The sequence below is a fragment of the Flavobacteriales bacterium genome, assembly GCA_020635395.1.
Taxonomy (GTDB): domain Bacteria; phylum Bacteroidota; class Bacteroidia; order NS11-12g; family UBA9320; genus UBA987.
Genome location: JACJZV010000003.1, coordinates 98,730 through 125,601, shown reverse-complemented (window position 1 = coordinate 125,601; position 26,872 = coordinate 98,730). Strand labels below are relative to the sequence as shown.

Sequence of the window (26,872 nt, the reverse complement as noted above, 5' to 3'; positions counted from 1 at the left end):
GCCAACCGGTTTCATAAACTTCGGACGAACTCACTCCAGCGATCATTCTTCAGGTATAAAAAGAAGTTGTCGGCATGGTTGCCGGTTGTATTGGTTTTATACTTCAAAAATTTTTCTTCAAGCTCTTTAACCGATCGTACATGATAAAGGCCTTCATAATCTTTTTCCATGGATGAGTCCTGATAGGAGCCAATCATGCGGAAAACCGGCCGCTCAGCAACCGCCGATTCCATGAAAACCGTCGATATTCCACTCACAAAAATTACTTCGGATGCCAGTATGTCGTCGTAAATGTTCAGTTCTTCACTCACCGTGTAGGAGTTGTTTTCCAAATTTTCTTCAAGTTCCTGCATGGTAACACCGCGAATCGGGTGATTTCGTATGGCTATTTTATACTCTGGATGTGTTGTGTTGATCGACTTTATGTAAGGAAGTTCAAGGAAAAAGAATTCTTTGTTGCTAATGCACCACAACAACCTTTTGGGTGAAGCGGAAACCACCGGCAGGTTTTGCTTTTTTCGGATAAATTGCGGATTTCCCAACGTAAGACAGCTTGCGTCGTCAGCATTGTTTTTAAGGTAAATGTTTTTAAAGTAATCACCCCAAACAACAAAATAGGTTGGTTTTGGCAAACCGTCGGTTGCCGAATTTAACGGCTGCATTTCGTTGGTGGAAATGTTGTAAACGGTATGCACATCGGTAAACTGACCATGCTGGTGGCCGATACCTTTAACTTCTTTGTGTTTAGCAATCACGTGTGAAATACATCTTCCGGTTATGTAAAACTCATCTTCATAAAAGATGACCGTTGGTTTGTTTCTTTTCCTCAAAAAATTATCCATCCATTTCATCAGAATGAGATCTGAAACCAACCCTGGAATGGAAAGCAGCATTTGTTTTTTTATAATGCCGGTGTTGAGGTAAACATTATGAACTGTGCGGTTTTCCGGTTTTATTAGCAACACCTGTAAAAAGGTTGTAATACATTGTAAACCAATGGTTATAAGTTGAAATATACCCGGTTTTGACTGTAAATATTCCTCTGAGATTTTAAAATCGGGAACTTGTGCTTGTTGAACCCAAATTCGTTGCGGAAGCATACTTAGTCTTGTGTTACGCTCTTTCTCTACAAAATGGTTAATGTCATCCACCCTTGCCACTTCATATTTTGAGTCGCTGTCAATTACAGGAAAGGAGTAAAAGAAATTTCCATCACTTTTCTCAATGTTCTCCGTATTTATGGATGAAATACGGAATTTCATAACGTCCATAACGTTTTTGGTGTAAAGCTTAATAAACGATGTAAACTTTCGGAAAGCAAAAAGTGATTGGTTGGGGGCGATAAACTCCAGTTTGTGAGCCTCGCTGCCAATGTGTTGTTTTATGGTGTCCTGAAGCTCAGGGCAATTTTCCGGCAGAGCAATTACAATTTTGTTGTACCCGCTGTAGTCCTGTTTATCTACTTTCAAATAGCTCAGCAACAAAAAGAAATTTCTGAAATGAAATTTGTACGGAAACTTAACGCCCAAGGGTGTTACCCAATAAAGCGGGAGACCATCAATTTTAACATCTCTGAAAAATTTTCGACTGTTAAATTTTTCTCTTGAAAGTTCACCTGAAAACTCAAGGTAATGCCTGGTACCCAGCTCCAGTATTTTTTCCGAATGGTTCAGATTTTTCAAGGCATCAAGCTTTATGTTATCATTGTTTAGCAAACCGCTAAAGTCAATAATCCTTTTTATGGATTTCTGATTGGTTTTAATGAAGCTGTGTAAATTTTCGGTAGGGTAATGAATATTAATTAATAGCATGGAATATGTTAGCCTGAAAACAGGGAATAATTATACAAATACGTTCCTTTTCCGATTAGGTTTTGGTTGTTGTAGCCATAAAAGGCAATGTCGTTATCAACCGATGCTTCAAAGTCATTGATCGAATCACCTATCAGCACGGTTTCATTTTTATTGTATCCTTCGTTATCAATAAGGTTTTTCACCAAGGTGTTTTTAGGCGTGGGCGAGCCCCAAATAGACTTGAAGTAGTGATCAATGTCAAGTTCCTTGCATAAAAAGCGGAGTTCGTTTTGGTCGGAGCCGGAAACGATGTGAAATATGTAATTTTTATGGTTGTTTTTAATAAAGGCCAATGTTTCCTCTATTAAATTTTCCTTATTGGTGAGTAACGATCGCATAATCACGGAATACGCGTTGGCGTACTCCATAATCTGATCTTCGGTTGTTTTCTCGCCGCGTATTTGTTCAAAAAAATGTCTGATCTTTACAAATCGCGACCAACCGCCATTGGACAAATGAAAATCTATCAATTGTTCAACTTCCTGCTGCGGAAACTGCTCAAATATCCGTCTAAAACCCTCTGTTCTGGTGGTCATCGAATCAAGGATAACGCCATCAAAGTCGAACAGTATGTTTTTGATATTTAATGTCATTGATTAACTAATTCACCGATAAAGCAGCCTCCACTTTGGCCACGTCTTCCGGAATGTCAACTGCCAGCGAAGCCTTTTGCAGTTCCACCATTTTTATGGGAATACCCAGGTCGAAGAATCGAAGAATTTCAATGTCTTCAAACTTTTCGTATTCAGCCTTTTGTGTACAATTTCCAAATGCTTCCAGTTCATGGCGATTAAAGGCATAAATGCAAATCTGTTTTTTATACTGTGGTGTTCCGGTTTTCTCCGATTTTATTCCCGGAACTGCCAGCCTCGACATATAAATGAGGTCATTGTGTTTGTTAACCAACACTTTGGGAATGTTTACATTAGCAGGGTCTTCATCTGCAAGTAAATTGCCCATTCCATTCACCACACACCCTGGGTTTTCCTTTTTGATGTTCAGTATTTTCAGAATGTCGTTTGGGTCAACCATGGGCTCGTCACCCTGAACATTAACGTAAACATCTGCCGGAATTTTTTGAGCCACTTCCCAAAGCCTGTCGGTTCCCGTTAAGTGGTTGCTGTGGGTCATAACCACTTGGTAGCCATGGCTTTCCACCAATTCTTTAATGCGGTTGTCGTCGGTAGCAACGTAAGTATTTTCTTTTCCCAGTGCTGCTTCCACCTTTTCCGCCACATGAATAATCAAGGCTTTGCCTGCAATTAATACGATTGGTTTGCCGGGAAATCGCGATGACTCGTAACGAGCGGGTATTACACCAATGCACTTCATTAAAACTTATTGCTCGTTGAGGTAGGTGAAAATATTGGACGCAATGATGTTTTTGTAACGGGTAGGAGTGAGTGAAATAAGTTGAACATCCTCGTTTTTTTGTTCGTAGTACTTGTTCACCGATTTAAAAAAACGATCCATGTTGGCATTTCGCGTTTCATCCATTAAACCATCAAAACCAATTAAAAATATTTTTTTGGCACCCATTCGCAAGGCTAAGCCAACGGCATACATTCCAGCATCATAATCCGGTATTGAAATATCCTTCCCGGTTAATTCAAATTGCCCCAAATGATAGGGCTGATGAAACAGGTTATCGTGTGGTTTAGTGTTTTCAATAAATTGCTCACCGGTGATAACACGGTGTTGTTTCTTTTGATTTTTTGCAAGGTAACCATCCAGTTTAAGTTTGTTGAGTATAACAATTTTCCGATTTATGTTTTCGGCAAGTAACCCCGAATCATTACACTCCAGTACCGCTCGGTGTTTTTGGGATAAAAAATGTTCGATAAAAAGATTGTAATTCTTTGAGCCTTTTCCTCCGCCGATTATCACAACTTCCTCCGATTTTTCCATTGGGTAAAGCGGAATTGGGGTTACTTCTCCATTTTCGGGTGCAGTGGTAACTTCAAGACAATTGTGGATAGCGTCATCCAATATCTGAGGTTTGTATGACTGTCTTTTATCATCCGGGATATTGCTTAGAATGCTGTAAATCTGCTTAGGAGTAAAACGGTTGCTGGTTTTCAGCGTTTGACAGTACATTTGATGAATGTTGTTTGCTCCACTAAACATGTAGGAGTAGGTATAACCCCATGAGTAGGTTTGTTTTAGTGGCAAAAAGTATTCGTTCATCACTTCAAGCAGTGCATCGGGAACCAGATTTGTCATGCCGTAATGCTCTTTTAAGCCTAGAAGAAATTGCTCCAGCCTCAGGTTACCTGCTCCACGTCCCATACCGGTGAGTGTACCGTCAATGATGTCAACCTCTTCTTCCATGGCCACAATGGCATTAGCATAGTCATGCAAGTGAATTCCTATTTGGCCGGTGAAATGAGCCTTAATAAGCCTGAGCAGGTGTTTAATGTCTTTAGGATAAAACGAACCGAATGAATCCGCAATGTAAAAAACATCCAATTTGGTTTCGTTTATGGCTTTTATGGATGATACCAAATCATCGTCGCTCAACAACGAGCCGCCCATAAGGTTGAAACAAACTTTATATCCTTTCTCCTTAAAGTAATGAATAAGCTGCGTACTGCGTTGCACATCACGCAAATGACTGGCAATTCGCACCCAGCTAAAAACGGAGTCTTCCTGTTTTTTAATAAGGCTGTTCAAAGATTCATGATCCAATCCGTCAGGAGTAATGAACTCACTTGCATCAACCATGAAAGCAAACTCCATTCTGTCATAATCATTCAGAAATTGCAAAAATTCTTCAGGGCAATATTTAAAACTGCCATAGAATCCTTTTTTTACTTTCGATTTGTAACCAACTTCAACTATGTCAACACCGGCGGTGTTTAGCGAGGCAATAAATTCTTTAGCCAATTCAAGGTCAAAATCCCAGTCGTTGTAGTAACCGCCGTCACGTAACGTGCAGTCCAAAATTTTAAATGGTTTTTCCATAAATAATACGTTTTAGTAGATAAAGCAATAGATCAGGTGGTTATAAGCTGCGTGGATACTGGCTTTTGGCTGTGAATCCTTGAGTGTAATGCAGCGTTATTTCTACGATCTGAGCAGAGGGGTGGAGCTCAGAAATTCATTTTGGTAAATGGCTTCTATACCATCTTTTAAATTTATTTTTTGGTTCCAGCCAAGTGCGTTCAACTTGCTGTTATCCATGAGTTTTCGTGGTGTTCCATCCGGTTTTTCGGTGTTAAATGTGAGTTCACCCTGGTAACCCACAATGTCTTTGATAAGTATCGCGAGGTCTTTAATACTTATTTCTGAGCCACTACCTACGTTTAGAAAGGCCGGACTGTTGTAGTTTTCCATAACAAAAACGCAGGCTTCTGCCAAATCGTCCACGTGCAAAAACTCGCGAAGCGGACTGCCGGTACCCCAAATTTCAACACTTGGTGAATGGTTAATCTTTGCTTCGTGGAATTTGCGAAGCAAGGCCGGTAATACGTGCGAATTATTGAGGTCGTAATTATCGTTCGGGCCATACAAATTGGTTGGCATTACCGAGGTAAAGTTGCAACCGTACTGCCGTGCATAATTTTCAACCATTTTTATTCCGGTGATTTTGGCAATGGCATAAGGCTCGTTGGTTTCTTCAAGATAACCGCTTAACAAAGCTTCTTCTTTCATGGGCTGCTCGGCAAATTTGGGATAAATGCAGGACGACCCTAAAAACAACAGCTTTTTAACGTTATTCAAATAGCTGTGATGAATAACGTTGTTTTGAATCATAAGGTTATCGTATAAAAACTCAGCCCGATAAATGTTGTTTGCCTGAATACCTCCAACCTTAGCTGCGGCTAAAAAAACATATTCAGGTTTTTCTGTTTCAAAGAAATGTGCTACTTGTTGCTGGTTTCGTAAGTCTAGCTCTTTACTAGATCGAAGAATTAGGTTTGAATATCCTTCACTTTTCAATCTACGAACGATGGCAGACCCAACCATGCCGTTGTGACCTGCAATGTAGATTTTAGAGGATGAATTCATTAGCGTTTTGTATTCCTATTCCTAATTGCATTATTCAAACTCCTTTCTCACGCTAAATCCTTCACGTCTTAAAAGCTCGTCTCTGCGGAAAAGCTCGAGGTCGGCTTCAATCATTTCGCTGCAAAGACCGGCAACATTGTATTTTGGTTTCCAGCCTAATTTAGTGTTGGCTTTAGTAGGGTCGCCTAATAATAAATCTACTTCTGTAGGTCTAAAATATTTTGGGTCTATGGACATAACCTCCTTGCCCACAGGTAAGTTAAATCTTCCATCGGAGGATTTAATTAATGCCTTCTCATTAATGCCTTTGCCTCTAAATTCAACTTCAACGCCAATGTTTTCAAAAGCCATTCTAATAAATTCTCTTATCTCCGTGGTTTGCCCGGTTGCCAACACATAGTCTTCCGCTTTGTCCTGCTGCAAAATAAGATACATGCCTTCAACATAATCTTTTGCATGTCCCCAATCACGTTTGGAATCAATGTTTCCCATCCAAATTTTGTCCTGCAAACCTAACGCGATTTTAGCAACACCACGGGTAATTTTACGTGTCACAAAAGTTTCACCCCTAAGCGGTGATTCGTGGTTAAATAAAATACCATTGCAAGCATACATATTGTAGGCCTCACGGTAGTTTACAGTTATCCAATAGGCATAAAGTTTTGCTACAGCATAAGGTGAACGAGGGTAAAACGGAGTAGTTTCAGACTGTGGCACCGCTTGAACCAATCCATATAATTCTGAGGTAGAAGCCTGATAAATGCGAGTTTTATTTTGAAGACCTAAAATACGAACCGCTTCCAAAATTCGTAATGTTCCTATTCCATCTACATCAGCAGAGTATTCGGGTTCCTCGAAGCTAACATGAACATGGCTCATTGCACCAAGGTTGTAAATCTCATCAGGTTGAACTTCCTGAATGATGCGAATAATGTTTGTGCTGTCGCTTAAATCTCCGTGATGCAAAATAAAGTTCCTACCTTCGATGTGAGGGTCCTCGTATATGTCATCAATTCTGGAGGTATTAAATAGTGAGGCTCTGCGTTTTATGCCATGTACTTCATATCCTTTTTTAAGTAAAAAGTGAGATAGATAAGCTCCATCTTGTCCTGTTACACCAGTTATTAATGTTTTTTTAGCCATTGAGTTGTTTTTCTTTTTCCAATTTTTCAAGAAACCAAAATCTGCCAATTATACCACCTAAAGCTAGTAATCCGCCAATAACTCCGCCCATTACTAAAGCCTTTGCCCTTGATTTCCCGATCGGTTGATACGGACCCACAGGACGGTCGATTACCTGAAAGTAAGGGGTTGCACTTTTTAATAAAAATTCAGCTTTCTCCTGATTTTTAACGGCCTCACCATACATGATATATAACATTTCTATTTTTCGGGTTAATTGTTGCTTAGGCAATTGGTCAACGTTTAATATTATGTTGTGCGATTGATCATTACGTCGAGCCAAAGATGACTCTCTCGAACGCAGTTCGGCATAAATTGAATCCGTTTTTTTCTTTACATGGTCGTAGGTAGCCTTGTGTTTGCCAATGGTATTTTGAATATAAAATTGACTTAAAACATCGTACTCTGTATTGGCAATTGTAGTACTTAAACTAGGAAATTCAGTTTTTGCCGTGATATTCATAAAGGTGGTTTCATCATCAAATTCTACCGATAAAATACCTTCTTTACCCTTTTGTTGATCGCCTTTTAATAGCTTTGCAAGATTAGCAATAACTTGAGATTCAATATCTTCGGTCGAAGACTTTTCGGTAAATCTGAAATTTGATACGTTTTTACTATTTATCTTTATTTCGGGTTTTAAAGAATCTAACAAAAAGTTTCCCAAAAAATCTCTCTTACCGTTTACATCTACTTTGGTTTTTAGACATTGACCCAAGATAAGTCTCGATGTTGACAATTCTACAATTTTTTCATAGTTGTGTTTACCACCTCCACCACCTTTAAAGCCCAATTCGCCTAATATGGCTCCAACACCCGAAACGCCACCGGATTCATCATTTATTGTAAAGGTTAGCGGTGCAGCATATTTTTTTGGAGTAAGCCAAGCTTGAGTTAACATTAATGCAGAAACCAAAATTCCAATGATTACTACCCACCATTTTCTCTTCCAAACTTCCTTCCAATAAACTTTTACAAGTTCAAGTAATTTGGAAATATTAAAACCTTCTTCGTTGGCCATTATTGTTTTAATTCTCTGATAATGGTTATTGTTGAGAGTGTCAGGGTCATCAAGGATGTCGATATGGTTGCCATTGTTTGTAATTCCGTCAATCTATCTATTGCAGATTTTTTCTCTTTCTTTGGTGTGTCAAATCCATTTTTGGTTTTTGTAGAGTCTTTCTCTAAATATTTATCCTTCAACACAACATGCACTTCGGATCCTTTTTTAACTTTTGGATAATTCTTGAGAAATAAGAATGTTCGAGTTTTTTTTATGTGTCCATTGGCATGTTTTACATACGTTTTGCTGCGTTTTGCTTTTTTATCAAAACCTCCGGCAAACTGGTTTACATACCATTTTGCACTTCTGTTATAGTAGGTAACCACAATATTTAAGTTTTCGCCCTTTAATTGGTTTTCTGAGTATATTTCTTCAGCATTTGTACCAGTTTTTGAAATACTCACATGGTCGATTATTTTTGGGATTGTTATTATGTCACCGTCTTTTAAAACCAAATTGTATTTTGAATAATTCCCCCTTTTTAGGGCCAAATCAATTCTTGTAACTACATTACCCAAATTATCCTCAGTTCTTAAATAAGTTCCAGCCTCTGGAAAGGCTTCTTTTGTTAGCCCACCAGCTCGTTCAATAACGCTTGAAATCCGCTCATTCGGATACATTATTGCGTACTCTCCCGGATATTTTACTTCACCTTTTAAGGTTATAAATTCAATAGGTCCCCAATCAGGTGTTGTTCTAACAACGATATGGTCATAGGGTTTCAGTATAAAGTTGATGTTATCTTGCAGAGGGTTTAACTCATGATCAATTTCAATGGTGGTGGCATACGTTTCGGTAGGTTCATTATTTTCGACTTTTAGCCTAAATATGTCAATCTTGTTGCTGGCGGCCTCCATTTTTAGTCCTCCTGCCATTACCAAAATATCTTTAATAGAAAGTGTAGAATCGTAAACAAACTCACCGGGTTTTCGTACTGCACCACTTACAGAAACAAATAATTGATCTTGATATTGGGTCATGCTTGGCACCACAATTTGATCGTTAGGTTTCAGAACGATGTTTGCAGCCGATTCTGGGTTGTTAAATGCTGTTCGTAAATCAACAACCAAATACTCTTTTTTATACGGGTTGTTTGGAGGCGAACTGATGATATATCCAAAATCTGTGGCTACATTTTGCATTCCTTGCGACATGACTAACGCATCATAAAGTGTTATGCTTTTTGAAGGATCCCAAAAATGCTCTCCAGGATTACGGACTGCACCAGAAATTCGGAACGAATAACGGTCAGTGAACTGTGCAACTGTATAAAGTCCTACTTTATCTTCATTCTTCAATAAAAAGTTGTTGGGAGAGTTTGGATTTTTTAAAATGTCATCCACATAAACTCTTTTTAACTGATAGGTGCCATCAATATTTTTTCGGGTCAAATAGGCCATATTGGCATAAGCTTCTTTTTCCACCTTTGCCTTACTCAAAAGGTCTGAAAGACGCATACTATCTTTCAATTCAAAATTGCCACTAAAACGCACAGCTCCCGAAATATTGACATAATTCTCGTACGGTTTAAGGCTGCTATGCAGAATGAACATATCACCATCAGACGGAATTGGGTTTATTCTTTTAATCTCTTCAAGATTATAGTCTTTTATTTTTTGTTGCCCGTCTTCTTTATAAATATGCTGCACTAACCCATCGTACATTGTAGAGCTGTAGCCTCCAGCCCACTTTATTACATCCTTAAAACTCTCTTTTTCAGTAAGTTCATAAGTTGCACTTCTTCTTATTCCTCCACCATTTACCGATACCCTTTTTTGATATTTTGGAACAAAAATTACATCGTTGTTATGTAGATAAAAATCGTATTGTTTTTTCGGATCTACCATGAATTGGTAAACATCAATCGTTTTATCGCCAGATGAGGACATTAATCGGATGTTTCTTAAACTTGCTTCTTCCGTTGGGCCGCCGGAAACCATCAATGCACTTAAACCGTGATTTAGAGCCGATATGGTGTAGCTACCAGGGTTGGCCACGTCTCCATAAATATGCACTGTAATGGTTCGAGCTGTTCTAAGGCTTACTTCAAATTGTTCATCACTAAACATAAAACTTTGGCTAAAACGGCTTCTCAACAAAACCTTGGCCTTGTCAATAGTTAATCCTTTAAGGTATATTTTTTGTAATCTTGATGCCCGAGACGGCCTGATAAATCCATCTTCTTCAATTTCATAAACCAGGTCGGCTTGCGATGCTCCAAAAATGTTAATAGCAATAATGTCTCCTACATCCAAAACATAGTTGCCGGGGGTGGTGGCCGGTGTTCCGTTTCGGTAAAAATCAAGAGAGTTGTTGAAGAAAATGTCCATTCCATAGACATTGCTTCTTGCCTGATAATTGTCTTGCTCTTCTTCGGTAAGTTGGTCGTAAATGGCTTCGTCAAGTGTAGCTCCATTTTTTATTCGTTCCCGAATGCGGTCGGCAGCTTCTTTGCTCATTTTTTGCATCTCCGCCTCCGAGACTTTTTTTATCGAATCTTTGGATGAAGTATTTACACCTTTTGATGTTGTTGATTTTGTTGTTTGAGCATTTTTATTTTTGGTTTGATCATCATTTTCTTCTAAAGTCTCCGATTTGGTTTCGGCGTTTACATCTTCATCTTCCAAACCATCCGTTTCTTGTTCAGCCTTCATCTCCTCAACGGTGGCCTTAATTTCTCTTTCTAATGATGGAAGCTGGTCAGGTCGGATATTATCCAAATCTATACCTTTGGCTTTCAATCTTACTTTCAGTTCGTCTTCATCAACGCCCGCTTCTGATAGTGCACTTTGGGCGGCTTCAATTTCAGCATCACTATAGGTTTGAGCCATAGTATTCTTTACATTGAAAAGAAGAAACAAGCCAAGTAATACAACTCTTATTTTATCAGAAATTCCTAACATATTATTCAGTTAAATAATTGTGATTATAATCGTCCATCCACCTCCGATTTATCCAATATGGATTTTACATCGAAAAGGATGGACTCACTTTCAAGGATTGATTTGAAGTTTAGGTTCAAAAACTCAGTGTGCGAAACCGCGAGAATAATGGCTCTATATTTTTTTTGGGGTAAAGAATTGACAATATCAATGCCGTATTCATGTTTTACTTCTTTGGCATCTGCCCAGGGGTCATATACAGTAACGTTGCCACCAAATCCCTCAAGTTCTGTAACAATGTCAATGACACGGGAATTGCGAATATCTGGGCAATTTTCTTTAAAAGTAATTCCCAAAACCAGCATGTCTGAATTTTTGATTGGAATATTTTTCCCAATCATCAATTTAATCACTTTATTGGCCACAAAAGCCCCAATGTGCTCATTTACTCTTCTGCCAGACAAAATTACCTCAGGATAATAGCCCAATTGCTCTGCTTTGTGAACCAAATAGTATGGGTCAACACCAATGCAATGTCCGCCAACTAACCCGGGTTTGTATTTCAAAAAGTTCCATTTTGTGCCCGCGGCATCTATCACATCATTGGTGTCAATGCCCACTTTGTCACAGATAAGAGCTAACTCATTAACAAAAGAAATGTTTAAATCTCGCTGACAATTTTCTACTACTTTGGCGGCCTCTGCCACTTTCATAGAGGGAGCTTTGTGGGTTCCTTTTTCTAAAATGGTATTGTATAATTGGTCAACCTGTTCGGCAATTTCAGGAGTTGAACCTGATGTAATTTTTAATATTTTGGTTAAGGTATTTACCTTGTCTCCTGGATTAATTCTCTCTGGAGAGTAGCCGCAGAAAAAATCTTGGTTAAATTTTAGACCACTGCCTTTCTCTAAAATGGGCACACATATTTCTTCCGTACATCCCGGGAATGTGGTTGATTCGTAAATGACAATATCCCCTTTTTTAAGGTATTGCGAAATAGTTTCACTTGATTTTTCCAAAGGAGTTAAATCAGGCTTTTTAAAATTATCAATAGGAGTGGGGACGGTTACAATATAGACGGTATTTTCTCTAAGTTCTTCTTTATTGGAAGTGCAGAACAACCCTTTTGAGCCATCGTTATTGGTTTTTAAAACCGATTTCAATTCATGCTCGTCCATTTCAAGGGTATGGTCTTTACCGGCCATAAGTTCAGAAATTCTTTCTTGATTGATGTCAAATCCCAAAACGGCGTACTTTTTTCCGAACTCCACAGCTAAAGGAAGCCCTACATAACCCAAACCAATAATACATATTTTATAGTCTCTCATATTTCCTTCGACCAAAGAATTAGCCCTTGATTAACCTTATCATCTTTTGACAAAAAAGAAATAGAAAGTTGGTTTGATTTCATGTTGTTATTAAGTTTCTTGGTAACTTGAGTTACAAAATCTTTGTTTACCCCTTGTCCAATTATTTTTAAATTTATCAGTACTCCCTTTTCATTAATAGATTCCATTTTTTGATCTAACACGACTTGGTCAACATCTCCACTCATCTTTGAAATGGACTCAATCAAATCTTCAATTCCGGAAGTTTTTAAAAGAATGTTGTTTATGTCACCATATAATGGATGGTTCTTATTGGCTCTATATTCTTTTCTCATACCAGAATCAACAGATACCAACAACCCAAAATCAACCATACGATTTAGCTCTGTTCTAATCGAATTTGTACTCTCTCCAAATTCATTGGCCAACCCGCGTAAATGCCCGCTGCTATCAGGATTTAAGAATAACTTATAGAGCAATTTAATTCGAGTTTTTGATGTAATTAACGAATCGAGCATTGGTTATTTTACACAGCTTCGCCACCTCAGTCACATATATTTGACATGAGTAAGATTTCTACTCGCAAAAGTATGACAAGTTAATTTTATGAAAAACAGTTTATTACATTTTTTTTCACAAGTGTTGAACATAAAAAAAGGAGAAAAAAAGCCACCCTTTTAAGGTGGCTTTTAAAATATTTTTTAGTCGGGTTATTTTACATCGCCCATGAGTTTTCTTACCATCGGAGAGATTACAATGATAACTATGCCAGCAATCAAAGCATACATCGCGAATTGGGTATATCCGCTGGAATAAACTTCCAATTTTTCAATTGCTGAGGCATTTTTATCTGGCGAAATAGCCGCACCGAAAAGTCCGGCAATGTATTGACCGTAGGCACTTGCCAAAAACCACATGCCCATCATAAAGCCTTGAAGTCTTGGAGTAGCTAATTTGGTCATTAACGACAATCCAATTGGCGAAAGTGCAATCTCGCCAAACGTGATTACCAACCACCCTAAGATGAAAATATCTTGTGGAGCAATTCCCTGATTGGCAAACATTTTGTTTACACCAAAAATATAGAAACCTGCCGCCAACATTAAAAAACCTATTCCAAATTTTACAACACTATTGGGTTCGATTTTCTTTTTGTTTGCCCACAACCAAAGCAGCCCAACAAGAGGAGCGAAAACAATAACAAAGAGCGAATTGGCGGAGTTGTTTACCATATTGGGGTCGGCACCTAATGTTCCTTTGTCCAAATGTTCGGCTGCATAAAGACTTAGAGAGCCACCAGCCTGTTCAAAAATTGCCCAAAACAATGATGAGAATACTATAAATACCAAAGCCGCAACCAATTTTAGATTAGCCGCTCTATCTAATTTGGTCATTTCAAAAATCAAATAGGCTAGACTGAAAGGGCCAATGAAATACATGAAATAATCTGTGTAAACGGTATTTGATACCATTTTAACAATAATTGGCACGCAAGCCAAAGCACCAATATAAACAGCATACATATACCATTTTTGGTTCGGATTTTTGTCATAATCAATTGGAGTGTTGCCAATTGATCCCAAATGGTTTCTTGTGAAGGTAAATATCAACAAGCTGATAAGCATGGCAACTGCAACCAAAGCAAAGGCTACGTTCCATCTCAAATTTTCAGGTACGACCGATGATAAAATTGTTCCTTTTCCGATACCAATCATTAAGATGCCACCCAAAAAAGCACCCATATTTATGCCTGAATAAAATAGGGAGAATCCCGCGTCTCTTCTGTTATCGCCGTCTTTATAGAGTTGCCCAACCATCGATGAAATGTTAGGTTTGAAAAATCCGGTTCCAACTATCAGGAAACTAATTCCAAGAAAAAACCATGCACTTGGGTTGATGGTTAAAATAACACTTCCGGTTATCATAAGAATACCTCCCCAAAACAATGATTTTTTGAATCCCAGAATTTTGTCGGCAAACATTCCTCCAATAAAGGTAAAGGCATAAACCCATGCCTGAGTAGCCCCATATTGAAGATTTGCGGCCTCCTTTTCCATGCCCATTCGATAAACCATAAAAAAAGTGAGCATGCCACGCATGCCATAAAAGCAAAACCGCTCCCACATTTCAGAGAAAAACAAATACCACAACTGTTTTGGGTATTTTCCTTCAAAGTTTTGAATTATAGCGAGTTCAGCATCGTAATTGCCCTTTATTATATCAGAATCCAATGGATCTCCATTGGCAAATGACTTTTCGTTATTTGTACTCATTATTTAATTTTAACTAATTCCTTTCTCAACCATTACTTTATTTAGTCGTTTTACCAATGAAAACATAATGGAAGTTGCTATAATCAAGAGCAGAAAATTTACAAGGAAGAAATTAGATTTGTCCTCGTATTTATCCCACATACTTGCGAGCACACCACTCAATTTATTCCCAATTGCCGTAGCCAAAAACCACCCACCCATCATTAGACCTGTAATTTTGGCAGGACTAAGTTTTGATACAAGCGAAAGACCCATTGGACTTAGAAAAAGTTCACCAATTGTGATAACTCCATAGTTGCAAATCAACCACCAAACACTTACTTTAAACTGTCCATTATGCCCAGCTTTAACCGCGGCAACCATTATTAATACAGATAAGGCCGATAACAACAAACCCAATGCAATTTTCATTGGAGTGCTTGGTTCTTTTTTCTTTCTTCTTAAAAAAGTAAAAAATGCAACCACAAGAGGTGTAAGCAAAATTACCCAACCAGGATTTATCGACTGACTTAAGTTTGTGGCCCAAACAGTAACTGTGCTTCCTTCTGTGGGGAGTTTGGCTGGTTCTACATTTCTAAAATATACCGGATAATTAAATTCTTTTAATGGCACACCATTGTTTTTTTGAATTCTAAAATACTCATCATATTTAACTACAGAATCTTGTTTATACTCCATATTTTGGGCTAATTGAAGCGAATTGAACACTTTTTCTGTATTTCCGGTTAATTGACGGTCGGTATATCTATCGGCCCAAGTGTTTAAAGCTGAACCGTTTAACTTGAAAACAGCCCAAAATAAAATTACAACAGAAAAAATGGTCAATAATGCACCAATTGGTCTTTTATCAATTGAATTTGCCGTAAAATAAAGCCGACCATAAAAAAACACGATGGGAATGCTGGCAAAAATAAATGCATCTGTGCTATCCGTGCCAAATATTGAACTTGTGGTGTTTGTGGCACTGGCTACTCCGTTTATAAACCAGCCTATTACTCCAAACGCCAAAGAGGGGAGTAGGATATAAAGTGCAATTTTTGAAAATGGAAAATCTCCTTCCTGAATGCCCTTTTTTTCATCAAACCCTTTGAAATGTTTTGTGCCAATATAAAAAATAACAACTCCCACAAACATTCCTATTCCAGCTGCAATAAATGCGGCATTCCATCCAATAAGTGTGTATAATACGGCACCAAAAAAATTGCAAATAAAAGCTCCAATATTAATGCCCATATAGAAAATATTATAGCCTTCATCTTTTTTCTGAATATACTTTTCTTGATTATAAACATTTCCCAATAAGGTTGAAATATTTGGTTTGAAAAATCCATTACCAATAATAACCAAGGTCATAGCCAAATACAAAATAGGCAAGCTATGAACACTCATAAGAATATAGCCAATACCCATTAAGACACCGCCAAACATGATGGATTTTGAGTAACCAAAATAGCGATCGGCCAGCATACCACCAATAAAGGGCGTTAAATATACAAGTGCTATAAAAGTACCATATAAATCTGCCGATTCTTTTTCGGTCATTGCAAAGCCCTGTTTTACATCTTTGAGATAAAGTGTAAAAATTCCGAGCATAAGATAGAACCCAAATCTTTCCCACATTTCGGATAGGAAAAGAAAGGGTAAAGCCTTTGGATGCTTTTTCATATCCTTAAGAATTTGGTGCGGTTTCGGCGGTATTCATCATTTTTTGAAGCCATCTACTAAGGAAAAATAAAATTCCTGCAGCTGTGCCCGTCATTATAATAAATAGCATGAAAAACTGATAAAGATTGGTTATTTCCATTCCTAAAAAAGAGGGATATTCGGTTACTGCTGATGCATCTACATTTGTTGGTGGGATGAGTGAGCTTAAAGTACCCGCAAATTTGTTAGCTGCAGCGTTAGCTAAAAACCATGTGCCCATTAACAAAGAAGATAATCTTAATGGAGCAAGTTTAGATACCATGGACAAACCTATTGGAGAAAGGCATAATTCGCCCATTGTATGTATAACGTATAGACCAACTAACCACCACATACTCACTTTCTCGCCCATTCCAAGACCTTTAACTGCAATTGCAATAACCGCATAGCCCACAGCAATAAGAGCAAGACCCCATGCCATTTTGGTCGGAGAGGAAGGTTCTTTTCCTCTTTTATGAAGTACACCCCACAAAATGGTAAATAACGGAGCTAAACTTATAACTGCCAATGGGTTTATTGCTTGAAAATATTCGGCGGGCATTGTCCAATCTCCTATTGTTCTGTCAGTCTGACGGTCGGCAAAAAGAGTCAGTGAGGCTCCTGCTTGTTCAAATGCTCCCCAAAAGAATATTACGAAAAATGCCAAAACAAAAATTACAATAATCCTATTCATTTCGGCTTTGGTAAGACTTTTGTCACTTAAAATTAATGCAGGTACGGCAATCATGGAGCCGTAAATGAAATAGCTAATAATGTCGGTATCAGAGTTAAACCATTGTTTGAAGTTAAGCATAAAGAAAACTATGGCAATTGAACCAACGGTGAGTAAAATACTCTGCAAATCCATCTTTTTCACGGAAAGACCAATTTCATTTCCTTCTTCAGAAATAAGATATTTCTTTTGGTAAAGAACAAAAGTTACTAGGCCAATAAGCATTCCAATGCAAGCCGCTAGGAAACCCCATTTGTATTCTGAAAATGAACTACAAACCAGAGGTGAGAAAAAAGCCCCAATATTGATTCCCATATAAAAAATGGTGAATGCACTATCAATTCTGCGGTCATCTTTTGGGTAAAGCTGCCCGACCATAGTTGAGATATTTGGTTTAAAAAAGCCGTTTCCAATTATAAGTGCCGTCAATCCCATCCACATGAGTGCAATCCCATCGCTACCCGCACTGGCACTTAAAAACATAAAAAATTGGCCTAAGGCCATGAGTAAACCTCCAATTACAATACTTCTTCTGTTGCCCAAAAACTTATCACACAAATACCCTCCAAGCAACGGTGTTAAGTAAACGAGTCCAGTGTAGCTACCATAAATTTGCGATGCCTCTTGATCGTTTATCAAAAGAATTTTAGTCATGAACAATATGAAAATTGCCCGCATTCCATAATAGCTAAAACGCTCCCACATTTCTGTGAAAAATAGGAAATACAGCCCTTTTGGATGACCCGATTTTGGAGCAGACATATTACTGTCTATTATTACATCTTTACTCATAAATTTCTGTTTTTTAATTTCGGTAAAAATAGATTTTTTAACTGAAAAACAAATTCTTACAGTTTTTCTAATATATAATTTGTCATTCGTGTATATAGGTGCAAACGGGTATAACCACCGCTGATTCCATGGTTTTTATTGGGATAGTATTCCGAATCGAATGGAATATTTTTCATAATCATTTTATTTACCATTTCCGCTGAGTTCTGAAAATGTACGTTATCATCAGCAGTTCCATGTATGATTAAATAATTTCCTTTCAGATTATCCACAAAATTGATGGGAGAGTTTTCGTCGTATCCCGAGGCATTTTCTTGGGGCGTTTGCATAAAACGCTCTGTATATACGTTGTCGTAATATCGCCAATTGGTAACTGGGGCTACGGCAATGGCTGTTTTAAACACATCTGCACCTTTTGTAATGCACAAACTGCTCATGTATCCGCCAAAACTCCACCCCCAAATGCCAATTCTACTTTCGTCGATATAAGACATATTGCCAAAAAATTTTGCGGCTGCTATTTGATCTTCGGTCTCATATTTTCCCAATTGCTTATACGTCATTTTTTTAAACTCTGCTCCCCGAGCTCCAGTTCCACGATTGTCAACGCAGGCAATGATATAGCCATATTGGTTGGCCAACATTTGATGATAAAAATAGTTGCTCCAAAGCCATTGGTCTTGCACTTGTTGAGAACCAGGGCCTCCGTAAACAAACATCAACAAAGGATATTTTTTATTCGGGTCAAAATCATTTGGTTTAATGGTATAGGAGTTTAGCGAAACGCCGTTTTCAAGTTTTATTTGTTCAAAAACAAGGGGAGAAATATTATAAGAATTCAGCAATTCTCTGTGTTTTGCATTGTCTTCTAACATTCTTACCAATTCGCCGTTGCTGTTTTTTATAGAGTATTGAAACGGTGTTGAGGCCGAATTATAGGTGTGAAAAAACAACGAAAAGTCGGTGGTAAATACTCCGGTATGAGTGCCTTTTTCGGTGGTAAGTTTTTTCTTGTTTTTGCCGTCAAAATCAACCACATATATATGCCGTTCCAGCGGACTAACTTCGGTTGAAGTGTAGTAAACTTTTCCATTTTTTTCATCAACTCCCAACAAACTTTCAACTTCCCAATTTCCTTTTGTGATAGTAAAAACTTCAGGGCCGTCCAATTTGTGCATGTACAAATGCCAGTATCCACTTCGTTCGCTTTTTATGATAAAGTGCTCATTATCATTTAGAAATATCAAATCGTCGTTTATGTCGATGTAATAATTGTCCGTTTCGTCAAGGCTTACAGACACACTTCTTGATTTGGCATCCACCATTAATAATTCCCAATGGTTTTGATGTCTGTTCAGACGTTGAACGCTCAATTTATTTGGGTTTTTGGTCCATTTAATTCGGGGCAAATATTGGTCATTTTCCGAACCAAGTTCTATTTTTTTACCCTTGTTTTTAAGGTTGGTTATATATACATCCACCACCGAATTTTGTTCGCCGGCTTTTGGATATTTGAATCGGTCATGTTCTGGATATAGACTTCCATAAATGGTCATATCCCATTCTTTTACACGGCTTTCGTCAAACCGATAGTAGGCAATCATGGTTCCATCGGCATTCCACTCAAAACCTCGACTCATGCTAAACTCTTCTTCATACACCCAATCAACAGCACCGTTAATAATGCTATTTTTTGCACCATCAGTTGTTAATTGCTTCGTTTTATTTTTGACTAAATCCTTGACATATAAATTATTATCCAACACATAGGCCACTTTATTCGCTTGTGGATTAAAGGTGGCATACATGATTTTTTTGTCTGAAACCTTCGATAATCGGTTCGTTGTTTTATCCCAAACATAAAAGATAGATTGTGTTGAATGTCGGTAAATGCCCTCGGTCTCTAATGGAATTAAGGCTTTAGTTTCATCTTCCGACAAATTAAACGAACCAAAAGCAAATTTTCCCAAACCATTTGCGGCGGCTATTGCTTTTCCATCAATCAAAACACTTGTTTTTGCTCCGGTTTCGTAATTGTATTGCACCACTTCCGTATTTCCTTCGGCTGATTGCTCAATCTTGCAATATGTTTTTCCATCTTTTAGGTTAACAAAACCGCTAATCATTTTTGGGTAAAATACTCCCGAAGCCCAAATATCATTAAGAGCTATTGGCTTTTTTTCTTGCGAGAACGCTTGAAAAATGACCATTAATGCTATAAAAAAGGATATACTCTTCTTCATTCTTTTAATCTTTTGCGTTCAATATTAATAATTTGATTGTAGAAACAAACTTTATCATTGGTAGATTCGGATAAATGTGAGAAACTTTGGATAAAATGCCGAGAGGTGTTTTCTTACTTTCGTATCGATTATGAATTTGATTGAAGATTTAACGCAAATTGTTGGTTCGAATCAAGTTTTTGCCGATTCGGAAACCAAACAAAAATACGGTAGAGACATGACGGAAGATTTCGTTTTTGAACCGGATGTGGTAGTAAAACCTATGTCAGTAGAGCAGGTTTCGGAACTATTGAAATATTGTAACCAGCATAAAATTGTGGTAACCCCACGCGGAGCAGGAACAGGTTTGAGTGGGGCTGCGTTGCCTATAAATAAAGGCATTTTGCTGTCTATGGAGCATTTCAACAAAATTTTAGAGATGGACGAAGCCAATATGCAGGTAACGGTGGAATGTGGCGTTATTAACGAGGTTTTGCGTAATGCAGTAGAGGAAAAAGGGTTGTTTTACCCGCCCGACCCGGCCAGCAAGGGTTCTTGTTTTATTGGTGGGAACATTGCCCACAACAGCGGTGGCCCGAAAGCCGTAAAATATGGAGTTACAAGAGATTATGTGCTGAATTTAGAAGTGGTTTTGCCCAATGGCGAAATTATTTGGACGGGTTCAAATACGCTCAAAAACTCCACTGGGTATAGTCTAACTCATATATTTATTGGCAGTGAGGGAACTCTTGGAGTGGTAACAAAAGCTGTTTTGCGGTTGGTGGCAAAGCCTAAACACAACTTGTTATTGTGGGCCAACGTTTCAAAAGCGACAACTGCATGCAACGCAGTTTCACAAATAATGCTTTCGGGTGTTGTTCCGTCAGGTTTGGAGCTAATGGAAAGAAAGGGAATTGATTTAGCTTGCAATCAGTTGGGTTTATCAAACCCAATAAGCACGGAGTTTGAGGCCTCTCTTTTGATAGAAGTTGACGGCGATGATATGGAAAAACTCTTAACAGATTGCGGGCAAATTGGAGAAATTCTTTCAGGATTTGGAATCACAGAGGTGTTATTTGCCGACAGTGCCGACCAAAAGGAGCATTGGTGGAAAATACGAAGAAGCATTGGTGAGGTGGTGAAAAATCATTCGGTATATAAGGAGGAAGACACGGTGGTGAAACGCAGTCACTTAGCGGATTTAATGGCCGGAGTAAAAGAAATAGGAGTGAGGTATGGGTTTGAGTCAGTATGCTATGGCCATGCCGGAGATGGCAATTTGCATGTAAATATTTTGAAGAATGACTTAACCGATGAGCAATGGAATGGCAGGCATTTGGAACGTGGTATTCGGGAGATTTTTCAGCTCTGCAAAAAATATGGTGGCACAATAAGCGGTGAACACGGCATTGGTTATGTTCAAAAAAAATATATGAACGAACTGTTTTCCGAGACCCATATCGGTTTGATGAAATCCATAAAACAAGCCTTCGACCCCAATGGGATAATGAATCCGGGAAAGATTTTTTGAAATAAAAAAAGGCCGCAGATGCGGCCTTTTTTGTGCACTCGAGAGGATTCGAACCCCTAACCCTCGGAGCCGAAATCCGATATTCTATCCAGTTGAACTACGAGTGCTTTTGAGGGCTGCAAATATAAAGTTTTACATTTATTGAAAATCGGTTAATTGATAAAAACAAAAAAGGCCGGATTGCTCCGGCCTCCCATTCCAATTAACTAACCAATTAATTCAAATTTACCCATTCAAATAACCCAATATTCTTAATTTTATTTTTGGAAGTAAAAAAAATGACAATTGTAATTTTACCGTCATCGAATTGGTTTGGTCAAATCAACAAACTATTTGTAAATTCATATTTCTTGTATTTTCGCGGCATAATTTTACAAAATGGAATTAAAAGACGTTGTATCTATCGGTGGAAAACCTGGCTTACATCAAATTGTAGGCAAAAGACAAAATGGATTGATTGTGGAATCGATTGATGATAAAAAGAAAAGAAGTCCAACTTCTTTAACCAGCAAAGTTTCTATTTTGGATGATATTGCCATTTATACAACGGATGAAGACGTGCCTTTGAGAGAGGTGCTTAAATCGCTCGACGAAAAAGTAAAAGGTGGTTTAGAATTGGTAACCAAAAAAGATGGTGGAGAGGTAATTAGAGATTTCTTTAGAAAAATACTTCCAAATTTTGATGAAGAACAAGTTTACACATCAGATATTGTGAAAATCTGCAATTGGTATGAAACCTTAAAAGAGCATATCGATTTTCAAAAAGTTTCGGAGGAAACCGAAGGAAAGGCCGAAGAGACAAAGGCCGATGATGAAAAGTCTGTAAAAAAATCAAAACCTAAAACGGCAAAATCAGCTGCTGTGAAGAAAACAGCCACCAAAGCTGCTCCGGCAAAAGCCCCAAAGGTTACCCAACGGAAAATGAGTTAGGATTTACTCCTCATTTTTCGCGGTTGCTTTTTTACTAATTGTAAATTTTAGTGATTCAGTTGATTTGTCTAAATCAACTTTTATGGTATCCCCATCTTGAATTTCTTGTTTTAAAATTTCTTCAGCCAAGGGATCTTCCAGATATTTTTGTATAGCCCTATTCAAAGGTCTGGCACCAAAATCTTTGTCGTATCCTTTTTCGGCCAAAAATTCGCGAGCGGCTTTTGTAAGTTTAATATTAAATCCAACACTTTCAATTCTACTCACCAATTTCAATACGTTCAATTCGAGTATTTCGGCAATGTGTTCTTTGTTTAAATTGTTGAATACGATCACATCATCGATTCTATTTAAGAATTCGGGAGAGAAAAATTTCTTCAATGCATTCTCAATAACGCCTTTCGATTCTTTGGCAATGGCATCAATTTTAGCTCCGGTACTAAAACCCATTCCGGTGCCAAAATCTTTGAGCTGACGAGAGCCGATGTTTGATGTCATGATGATAATCGTATTTCTGAAATCAATCTTTCTTCCCAAACTATCGGTCAAAAAGCCTTCATCCAAAATTTGAAGCATCATGTTAAATACATCGGGGTGTGCTTTTTCGATTTCGTCGAAAAGAACCACCGAATAAGGCTTGCGTCTAACTTTTTCGGTTAACAAGCCGCCTTCTTCGTAGCCCACGTATCCAGGAGGAGCTCCAACCAAGCGGCTCACGGCAAATTTTTCCATGTATTCACTCATATCTATACGAATGAGTGCATCTTTATTGTCAAACAAATACTTGGCTAATGCCTTTGCCATTTCTGTTTTTCCGACACCTGTAGAACCGAGGAAAATAAAGGATCCGATAGGTTTGTTGGGGTCCTTAAGTCCAGCACGCGTACGTTGAATGGCTTTCGACAATTTCACAATTGCATCGTCTTGCCCAATTACTGCCTTCTTCAAGTCCTCGCTCATATTGAGAAGTTTTGTTCCTTCGCTTTGAGCAATTCTTTTGGTTGGAACACCCGTTATCATGGCTACTACTTCTGAAACGTCATCTTCCGATACAGTATAACGTTGGTTTTTCGTATCCTCTTCCCATGTAGCTTTGGCTATTTCAAGTTGCTCAAGCAATGTTTTTTCTTTGTCTCTCAACTTGGCAGCTTCTTCATATCGTTGACTTTTTACAACTCTGTTTTTTTCTTCTTTTATTTCCTCTATCTTTTCTTCGAGTTCCAAAATATCTTTCGGCACATGAATGTTTGAAAGATGTACACGAGCTCCAACCTCATCCAAAATGTCTATGGCCTTATCTGGTAGATGTCTGTCTGTAATGTACCGAACGCTCAGTTTTACAGCTGCCTCAATGGCTTCATCTGTGTAAGTTACGGAGTGGTGATCTTCATATTTTTCTTTGATATTTTTTAATATCTGAATCGTTTCCTCTGGAGTTGTAGGCTCAACGATTACTGGTTGAAATCTTCGCTCTAACGCTCCATCTTTTTCTATGTATTGTCGATACTCGTCCAAGGTGGTTGCTCCAACACACTGCACTTCGCCACGGGCTAAAGCAGGCTTAAACATGTTGCTGGCATCTAAGCTGCCAGAGGCACCACCCGCACCCACAATGGTGTGAATTTCATCAATAAACAAAATAACATCTTTCGATTTTTCAAGCTCGTTCATCACTGCTTTCATTCGTTCTTCAAACTGGCCTCGATATTTCGTGCCAGCCACCAAAGAGGCCAAATCCAGCGTAACCACCCTTTTGTTAAAAAGCACTCTCGATACTTTTCGTTGAACAATTCTAAGAGCCAAACCCTCAGCAATCGCCGTTTTACCTACGCCAGGTTCTCCAATCAATACGGGGTTGTTTTTCTTTCTTCTGCTTAAAATCTGACTTACCCGTTCTATTTCTTTTTCTCTGCCCACAATGGGGTCGAGTTTATCTTGTTCTGCAAGTTTTGTTAGGTCACGGCCAAAATTGTCCAACACAGGTGTTTTGCTTTTTGAGGCAGATGTTCGTTTGGCATCCGAACTTCGTTTTTCTTCCTGGTAAAAATCCTCAGGAGAATCGGTGGACATATCCGATTTTATGCTTGGGGTAATATTTTCTACTGCTGATTTAAAAATGTCGTAATCCACGCCGTACTGATGCAATATAGAGCTTGCAATGTTATCCTCTTCTCTCAAAATAGAAAGCAATAAATGTTCGGTACCAATAATGTCTGCTTTAAAAATTTTTGCCTCTAAATAAGTGATTTTCAGAGCCTTTTCTGCTTGTTTGGTTAAAGGAATATTGCCAAGATTGCCACTTTTTGACGCAGTTTCTTTGATGCTGTCTTCTATCGATTTTTTTAATCTTAACAAATCTATTCCCATGCTTTTTAGGTGCAGAAGTGCTTTTCCTTCTCCCTCCCGAATAATTCCCAATAGTAAATGCTCGGTGCCTATATAACCGTGTCCAAGCCTTATGGCCTCTTCTCGGCTAAACTGAATTACTTCTTTTACTCTTGGCGAAAATTTTGCTTCCATACAAAGTTTTTAACGTATCAATCTACTGAACAAATATAAAGGCATTTTGGATTGTCCTGCATCTGCAAACTTAACATCACAAAAATTTGACCAATAAATTGGATGTGTCAATTTGTCGGGCATAGGCAAAATATCAACTTTTTAGCCGCCTTTATGTCGCAAAAATTAAAATTTTGTGGAAATTGGGTGTCTCATTTTCAGCCAATTATTTAATAAATAGATAAGTTATTAAGGATTTATTAACAGCCATCAAGATTGCGGTAAAACTTTTATCTCCCTTTAATTTTTAAGATTTATAATTTCGTGCGTTGTAAAAAAACAATGGCTTTTAGAAACGATAGTAGGACAAAATTGGATAAAAAAGGGTTAACTGTTTCTGACGAAACAAGTTTGGGGCGAAAACCGCCTCAGGCATTGGAGTTGGAAGAAGCGGTTTTGGGAGCTATGCTTTTAGAAAAAAATGCTCCAATGAGGGTGTTGGATGTTCTTATTCCTCAGGTTTTTTACCACGATTCGCACCAACTTATTTTTGGGGCTATCAAGCGTTTATTTGACGAGGGAGAACCTGTTGACTTGTTAACGGTTACTGAAAATTTGCGTAAAAATGCTGAACTCGAGGCTTCGGGTGGTGCATATTATATTACTCAGCTAACTAACAAGGTTGCCTCTTCGGCCAATTTGGAGTTTCATGCCAAAATTCTTCTTGAAAAATATATTCAGCGTGAACTAATTCGCATATCTGCTCAGATAAGTAAGGATGCTTTTGAAGTTACCTCGGATGCTTTTCAACTATTGGATGATGCCGAAAAAAAATTGTATGCCATTAAAAATGATACCATTAAGAAAAATTATGACTCGATTGATGACCTAATTCATAAAGCTATAAAGCAAATTGAGGCCATGAAAGAACAGGGGAGTGGCCTTACAGGAATACCCTCCGGTTTTACAAGCATTGACAGAATAACCAATGGTTGGCAACGCTCAGATTTGCTTATTTTGGCCGGAAGACCGGGTATGGGTAAAACGGCATTTGTGCTTAGCATTGCCAGAAATGCAGCCGTAGAACACAAAAAACCAGTAGCAATTTTCTCATTAGAAATGTCCTCTTTGCAATTGGTAACCCGTCTGATTTCGGGCGAAACAGAACTGCCCGGTGAAAAGTTTAGAAGTGGCAAATTGGCCGACTATGAGTGGGAACAACTCAACGCCAGAGTTCAAAATTTGAGTGATGCACCTATTTATATTGATGACACTCCACAGTTAAGCATTTTCGATTTAAGAGCAAAAGCCCGACGACTAAAATCGAATAAGGGCATTGAAATGATTATTATTGACTACTTGCAACTCATGCGTGCCGACGAAAGCAATTCAAAAGGAAATCGGGAGCAGGAAATAAGCTATATATCGAGGTCTTTAAAATCGTTGGCCAAAGAATTGGATATTCCGGTAATAGCATTGGCACAATTAAGTCGTGCGGTAGAACAGCGGCAGGATAAAATCCCTATTCTATCCGACCTTCGGGAGTCCGGTTCTATTGAGCAGGATGCCGACTTGGTAGGCTTTTTATATCGTGCCGATTATTATGGTTTTACTCAAGATGCCGAAGGGAATGATTTGACAGGGTTAGCCGATTTTATTATTGCCAAACATCGACATGGAAGCACCGGAAAATGTAGAATTCGATTTAAACATGAATTTGCAAAGTTTGTGGATGTTGAATATTTTGACGATGCGGACGATGATAGTGGTATGGGAAGTGTGACCATTGGGAGCAAACTCAATGACGATATTACCAATATTGCTCCAGACGAAGACGACTTTGATTTTTAAAATCTTATTGAATTAGCCCCATAAAAATATTTTTTATAC

The 26,872-nt window shown here is 38.2% G+C and carries 18 protein-coding genes and 1 tRNA gene; 3 read left to right on the top strand and 16 right to left on the bottom strand.

Going from position 1 to position 26,872, the window contains the following annotated elements:
* Positions 1 to 11: 11 nt before the first annotated feature.
* The 14 genes from H6607_09875 to H6607_09810 all read right to left on the bottom strand — a co-directional run bounded on the left by H6607_09875 (position 12) and on the right by H6607_09810 (position 20,043).
* On the bottom strand, positions 12 to 1,811 hold the full coding sequence (locus H6607_09875; protein MCB9262669.1) for a hypothetical protein: 1,800 nt from the start codon (positions 1,809 to 1,811) through the stop codon (positions 12 to 14).
* Between the two features lie 8 nt (positions 1,812 to 1,819).
* A complete protein-coding gene (locus H6607_09870; protein MCB9262668.1) occupies positions 1,820 to 2,446 on the bottom strand; it encodes an HAD family hydrolase in 627 nt (208 codons plus the stop codon).
* 7 nt (positions 2,447 to 2,453) lie between these two features.
* The gene (locus H6607_09865; GenBank protein MCB9262667.1) at positions 2,454 to 3,185 is read right to left on the bottom strand and encodes a 3-deoxy-manno-octulosonate cytidylyltransferase; all 732 of its coding nucleotides are present in this window, start codon (positions 3,183 to 3,185) and stop codon (positions 2,454 to 2,456) included.
* A 6-nt stretch (positions 3,186 to 3,191) separates the two neighbouring features.
* Positions 3,192 to 4,796, bottom strand: coding sequence for a hypothetical protein (locus H6607_09860; GenBank protein MCB9262666.1), 1,605 nt, complete (start codon positions 4,794 to 4,796; stop codon positions 3,192 to 3,194).
* 123 nt (positions 4,797 to 4,919) lie between these two features.
* Positions 4,920 to 5,864 (bottom strand): GDP-L-fucose synthase, encoded by a 945-nt coding sequence (locus H6607_09855; protein MCB9262665.1) that lies wholly within the window; start codon positions 5,862 to 5,864, stop codon positions 4,920 to 4,922.
* Positions 5,865 to 5,894: 30 nt separating this feature from the next.
* A complete protein-coding gene (gene gmd, locus H6607_09850; protein MCB9262664.1) occupies positions 5,895 to 7,007 on the bottom strand; it encodes a GDP-mannose 4,6-dehydratase in 1,113 nt (370 codons plus the stop codon).
* Positions 7,000 to 8,067: a hypothetical protein gene (locus H6607_09845; GenBank protein ID MCB9262663.1), complete on the bottom strand. Its 1,068-nt coding sequence runs from the start codon at positions 8,065 to 8,067 to the stop codon at positions 7,000 to 7,002. Before H6607_09845 ends, gmd begins: the two co-directional genes overlap by 8 nt.
* Positions 8,067 to 11,012, bottom strand: a complete 2,946-nt coding sequence (locus H6607_09840; GenBank protein MCB9262662.1) for an SLBB domain-containing protein — start codon at positions 11,010 to 11,012, stop codon at positions 8,067 to 8,069. The genes H6607_09845 and H6607_09840 overlap by 1 nt, the downstream gene beginning before the upstream one ends.
* Before the next feature lie 23 nt (positions 11,013 to 11,035).
* Positions 11,036 to 12,319: a nucleotide sugar dehydrogenase gene (locus tag H6607_09835; GenBank protein ID MCB9262661.1), complete on the bottom strand. Its 1,284-nt coding sequence runs from the start codon at positions 12,317 to 12,319 to the stop codon at positions 11,036 to 11,038.
* The gene (locus H6607_09830) at positions 12,316 to 12,837 is read right to left on the bottom strand and encodes an ArsR family transcriptional regulator (protein MCB9262660.1); all 522 of its coding nucleotides are present in this window, start codon (positions 12,835 to 12,837) and stop codon (positions 12,316 to 12,318) included. Before H6607_09830 ends, H6607_09835 begins: the two co-directional genes overlap by 4 nt.
* 192 nt (positions 12,838 to 13,029) lie before the next feature.
* The gene (locus tag H6607_09825; GenBank protein MCB9262659.1) at positions 13,030 to 14,592 is read right to left on the bottom strand and encodes a peptide MFS transporter; all 1,563 of its coding nucleotides are present in this window, start codon (positions 14,590 to 14,592) and stop codon (positions 13,030 to 13,032) included.
* 9 nt (positions 14,593 to 14,601) lie between these two features.
* Positions 14,602 to 16,257, bottom strand: a complete 1,656-nt coding sequence (locus H6607_09820; protein ID MCB9262658.1) for a peptide MFS transporter — start codon at positions 16,255 to 16,257, stop codon at positions 14,602 to 14,604.
* Between the two features lie 4 nt (positions 16,258 to 16,261).
* Complete coding sequence (locus tag H6607_09815) at positions 16,262 to 17,770, bottom strand: peptide MFS transporter (GenBank protein ID MCB9262657.1); 1,509 nt, start codon at positions 17,768 to 17,770, stop codon at positions 16,262 to 16,264.
* Between the two features lie 86 nt (positions 17,771 to 17,856).
* Complete coding sequence (locus H6607_09810) at positions 17,857 to 20,043, bottom strand: S9 family peptidase (protein ID MCB9262656.1); 2,187 nt, start codon at positions 20,041 to 20,043, stop codon at positions 17,857 to 17,859.
* A 130-nt stretch (positions 20,044 to 20,173) separates the two neighbouring features.
* Here H6607_09810 and H6607_09805 point away from each other — a divergent pair, with 130 nt between their 5' ends.
* On the top strand, positions 20,174 to 21,553 hold the full coding sequence (locus H6607_09805; GenBank protein ID MCB9262655.1) for an FAD-binding oxidoreductase: 1,380 nt from the start codon (positions 20,174 to 20,176) through the stop codon (positions 21,551 to 21,553).
* Between the two features lie 33 nt (positions 21,554 to 21,586).
* Here H6607_09805 and H6607_09800 read toward each other — a convergent pair.
* A tRNA-Arg gene (locus H6607_09800) sits at positions 21,587 to 21,660 on the bottom strand.
* A gap of 271 nt (positions 21,661 to 21,931) precedes the next feature.
* Here H6607_09800 and H6607_09795 point away from each other — a divergent pair.
* Complete coding sequence (locus tag H6607_09795) at positions 21,932 to 22,483, top strand: DUF5606 domain-containing protein (GenBank protein ID MCB9262654.1); 552 nt, start codon at positions 21,932 to 21,934, stop codon at positions 22,481 to 22,483.
* Positions 22,484 to 22,486: 3 nt separating this feature from the next.
* Here the strand turns inward: H6607_09795 and H6607_09790 are convergent, their stop codons facing one another.
* On the bottom strand, positions 22,487 to 25,003 hold the full coding sequence (locus H6607_09790) for an ATP-dependent Clp protease ATP-binding subunit (GenBank protein MCB9262653.1): 2,517 nt from the start codon (positions 25,001 to 25,003) through the stop codon (positions 22,487 to 22,489).
* A 321-nt stretch (positions 25,004 to 25,324) separates the two neighbouring features.
* Between H6607_09790 and dnaB the strand changes: the two genes are divergently transcribed.
* Positions 25,325 to 26,833 (top strand): replicative DNA helicase, encoded by a 1,509-nt coding sequence (gene dnaB / locus H6607_09785; protein MCB9262652.1) that lies wholly within the window; start codon positions 25,325 to 25,327, stop codon positions 26,831 to 26,833.
* Positions 26,834 to 26,872: the final 39 nt, after the last annotated feature.

Coding starts and splice junctions, on each gene's coding strand:
- H6607_09875 (MCB9262669.1), bottom strand. CDS start 1,811: ATGCTATTAATTAATATTCATTACCCTACCGAAAATTTACACAGCTTC.
- H6607_09870 (MCB9262668.1), bottom strand. CDS start 2,446: ATGACATTAAATATCAAAAACATACTGTTCGACTTTGATGGCGTTATC.
- H6607_09865 (MCB9262667.1), bottom strand. CDS start 3,185: ATGAAGTGCATTGGTGTAATACCCGCTCGTTACGAGTCATCGCGATTT.
- H6607_09855 (MCB9262665.1), bottom strand. CDS start 5,864: ATGAATTCATCCTCTAAAATCTACATTGCAGGTCACAACGGCATGGTT.
- gmd (MCB9262664.1), bottom strand. CDS start 7,007: ATGGCTAAAAAAACATTAATAACTGGTGTAACAGGACAAGATGGAGCT.
- H6607_09845 (MCB9262663.1), bottom strand. CDS start 8,067: ATGGCCAACGAAGAAGGTTTTAATATTTCCAAATTACTTGAACTTGTA.
- H6607_09840 (MCB9262662.1), bottom strand. CDS start 11,012: ATGTTAGGAATTTCTGATAAAATAAGAGTTGTATTACTTGGCTTGTTT.
- H6607_09835 (MCB9262661.1), bottom strand. CDS start 12,319: ATGAGAGACTATAAAATATGTATTATTGGTTTGGGTTATGTAGGGCTT.
- H6607_09830 (MCB9262660.1), bottom strand. CDS start 12,837: ATGCTCGATTCGTTAATTACATCAAAAACTCGAATTAAATTGCTCTAT.
- H6607_09825 (MCB9262659.1), bottom strand. CDS start 14,592: ATGAGTACAAATAACGAAAAGTCATTTGCCAATGGAGATCCATTGGAT.
- H6607_09820 (MCB9262658.1), bottom strand. CDS start 16,257: ATGAAAAAGCATCCAAAGGCTTTACCCTTTCTTTTCCTATCCGAAATG.
- H6607_09815 (MCB9262657.1), bottom strand. CDS start 17,770: ATGTCTGCTCCAAAATCGGGTCATCCAAAAGGGCTGTATTTCCTATTT.
- H6607_09810 (MCB9262656.1), bottom strand. CDS start 20,043: ATGAAGAAGAGTATATCCTTTTTTATAGCATTAATGGTCATTTTTCAA.
- H6607_09805 (MCB9262655.1), top strand. CDS start 20,174: ATGAATTTGATTGAAGATTTAACGCAAATTGTTGGTTCGAATCAAGTT.
- H6607_09795 (MCB9262654.1), top strand. CDS start 21,932: ATGGAATTAAAAGACGTTGTATCTATCGGTGGAAAACCTGGCTTACAT.
- H6607_09790 (MCB9262653.1), bottom strand. CDS start 25,003: ATGGAAGCAAAATTTTCGCCAAGAGTAAAAGAAGTAATTCAGTTTAGC.
- dnaB (MCB9262652.1), top strand. CDS start 25,325: ATGGCTTTTAGAAACGATAGTAGGACAAAATTGGATAAAAAAGGGTTA.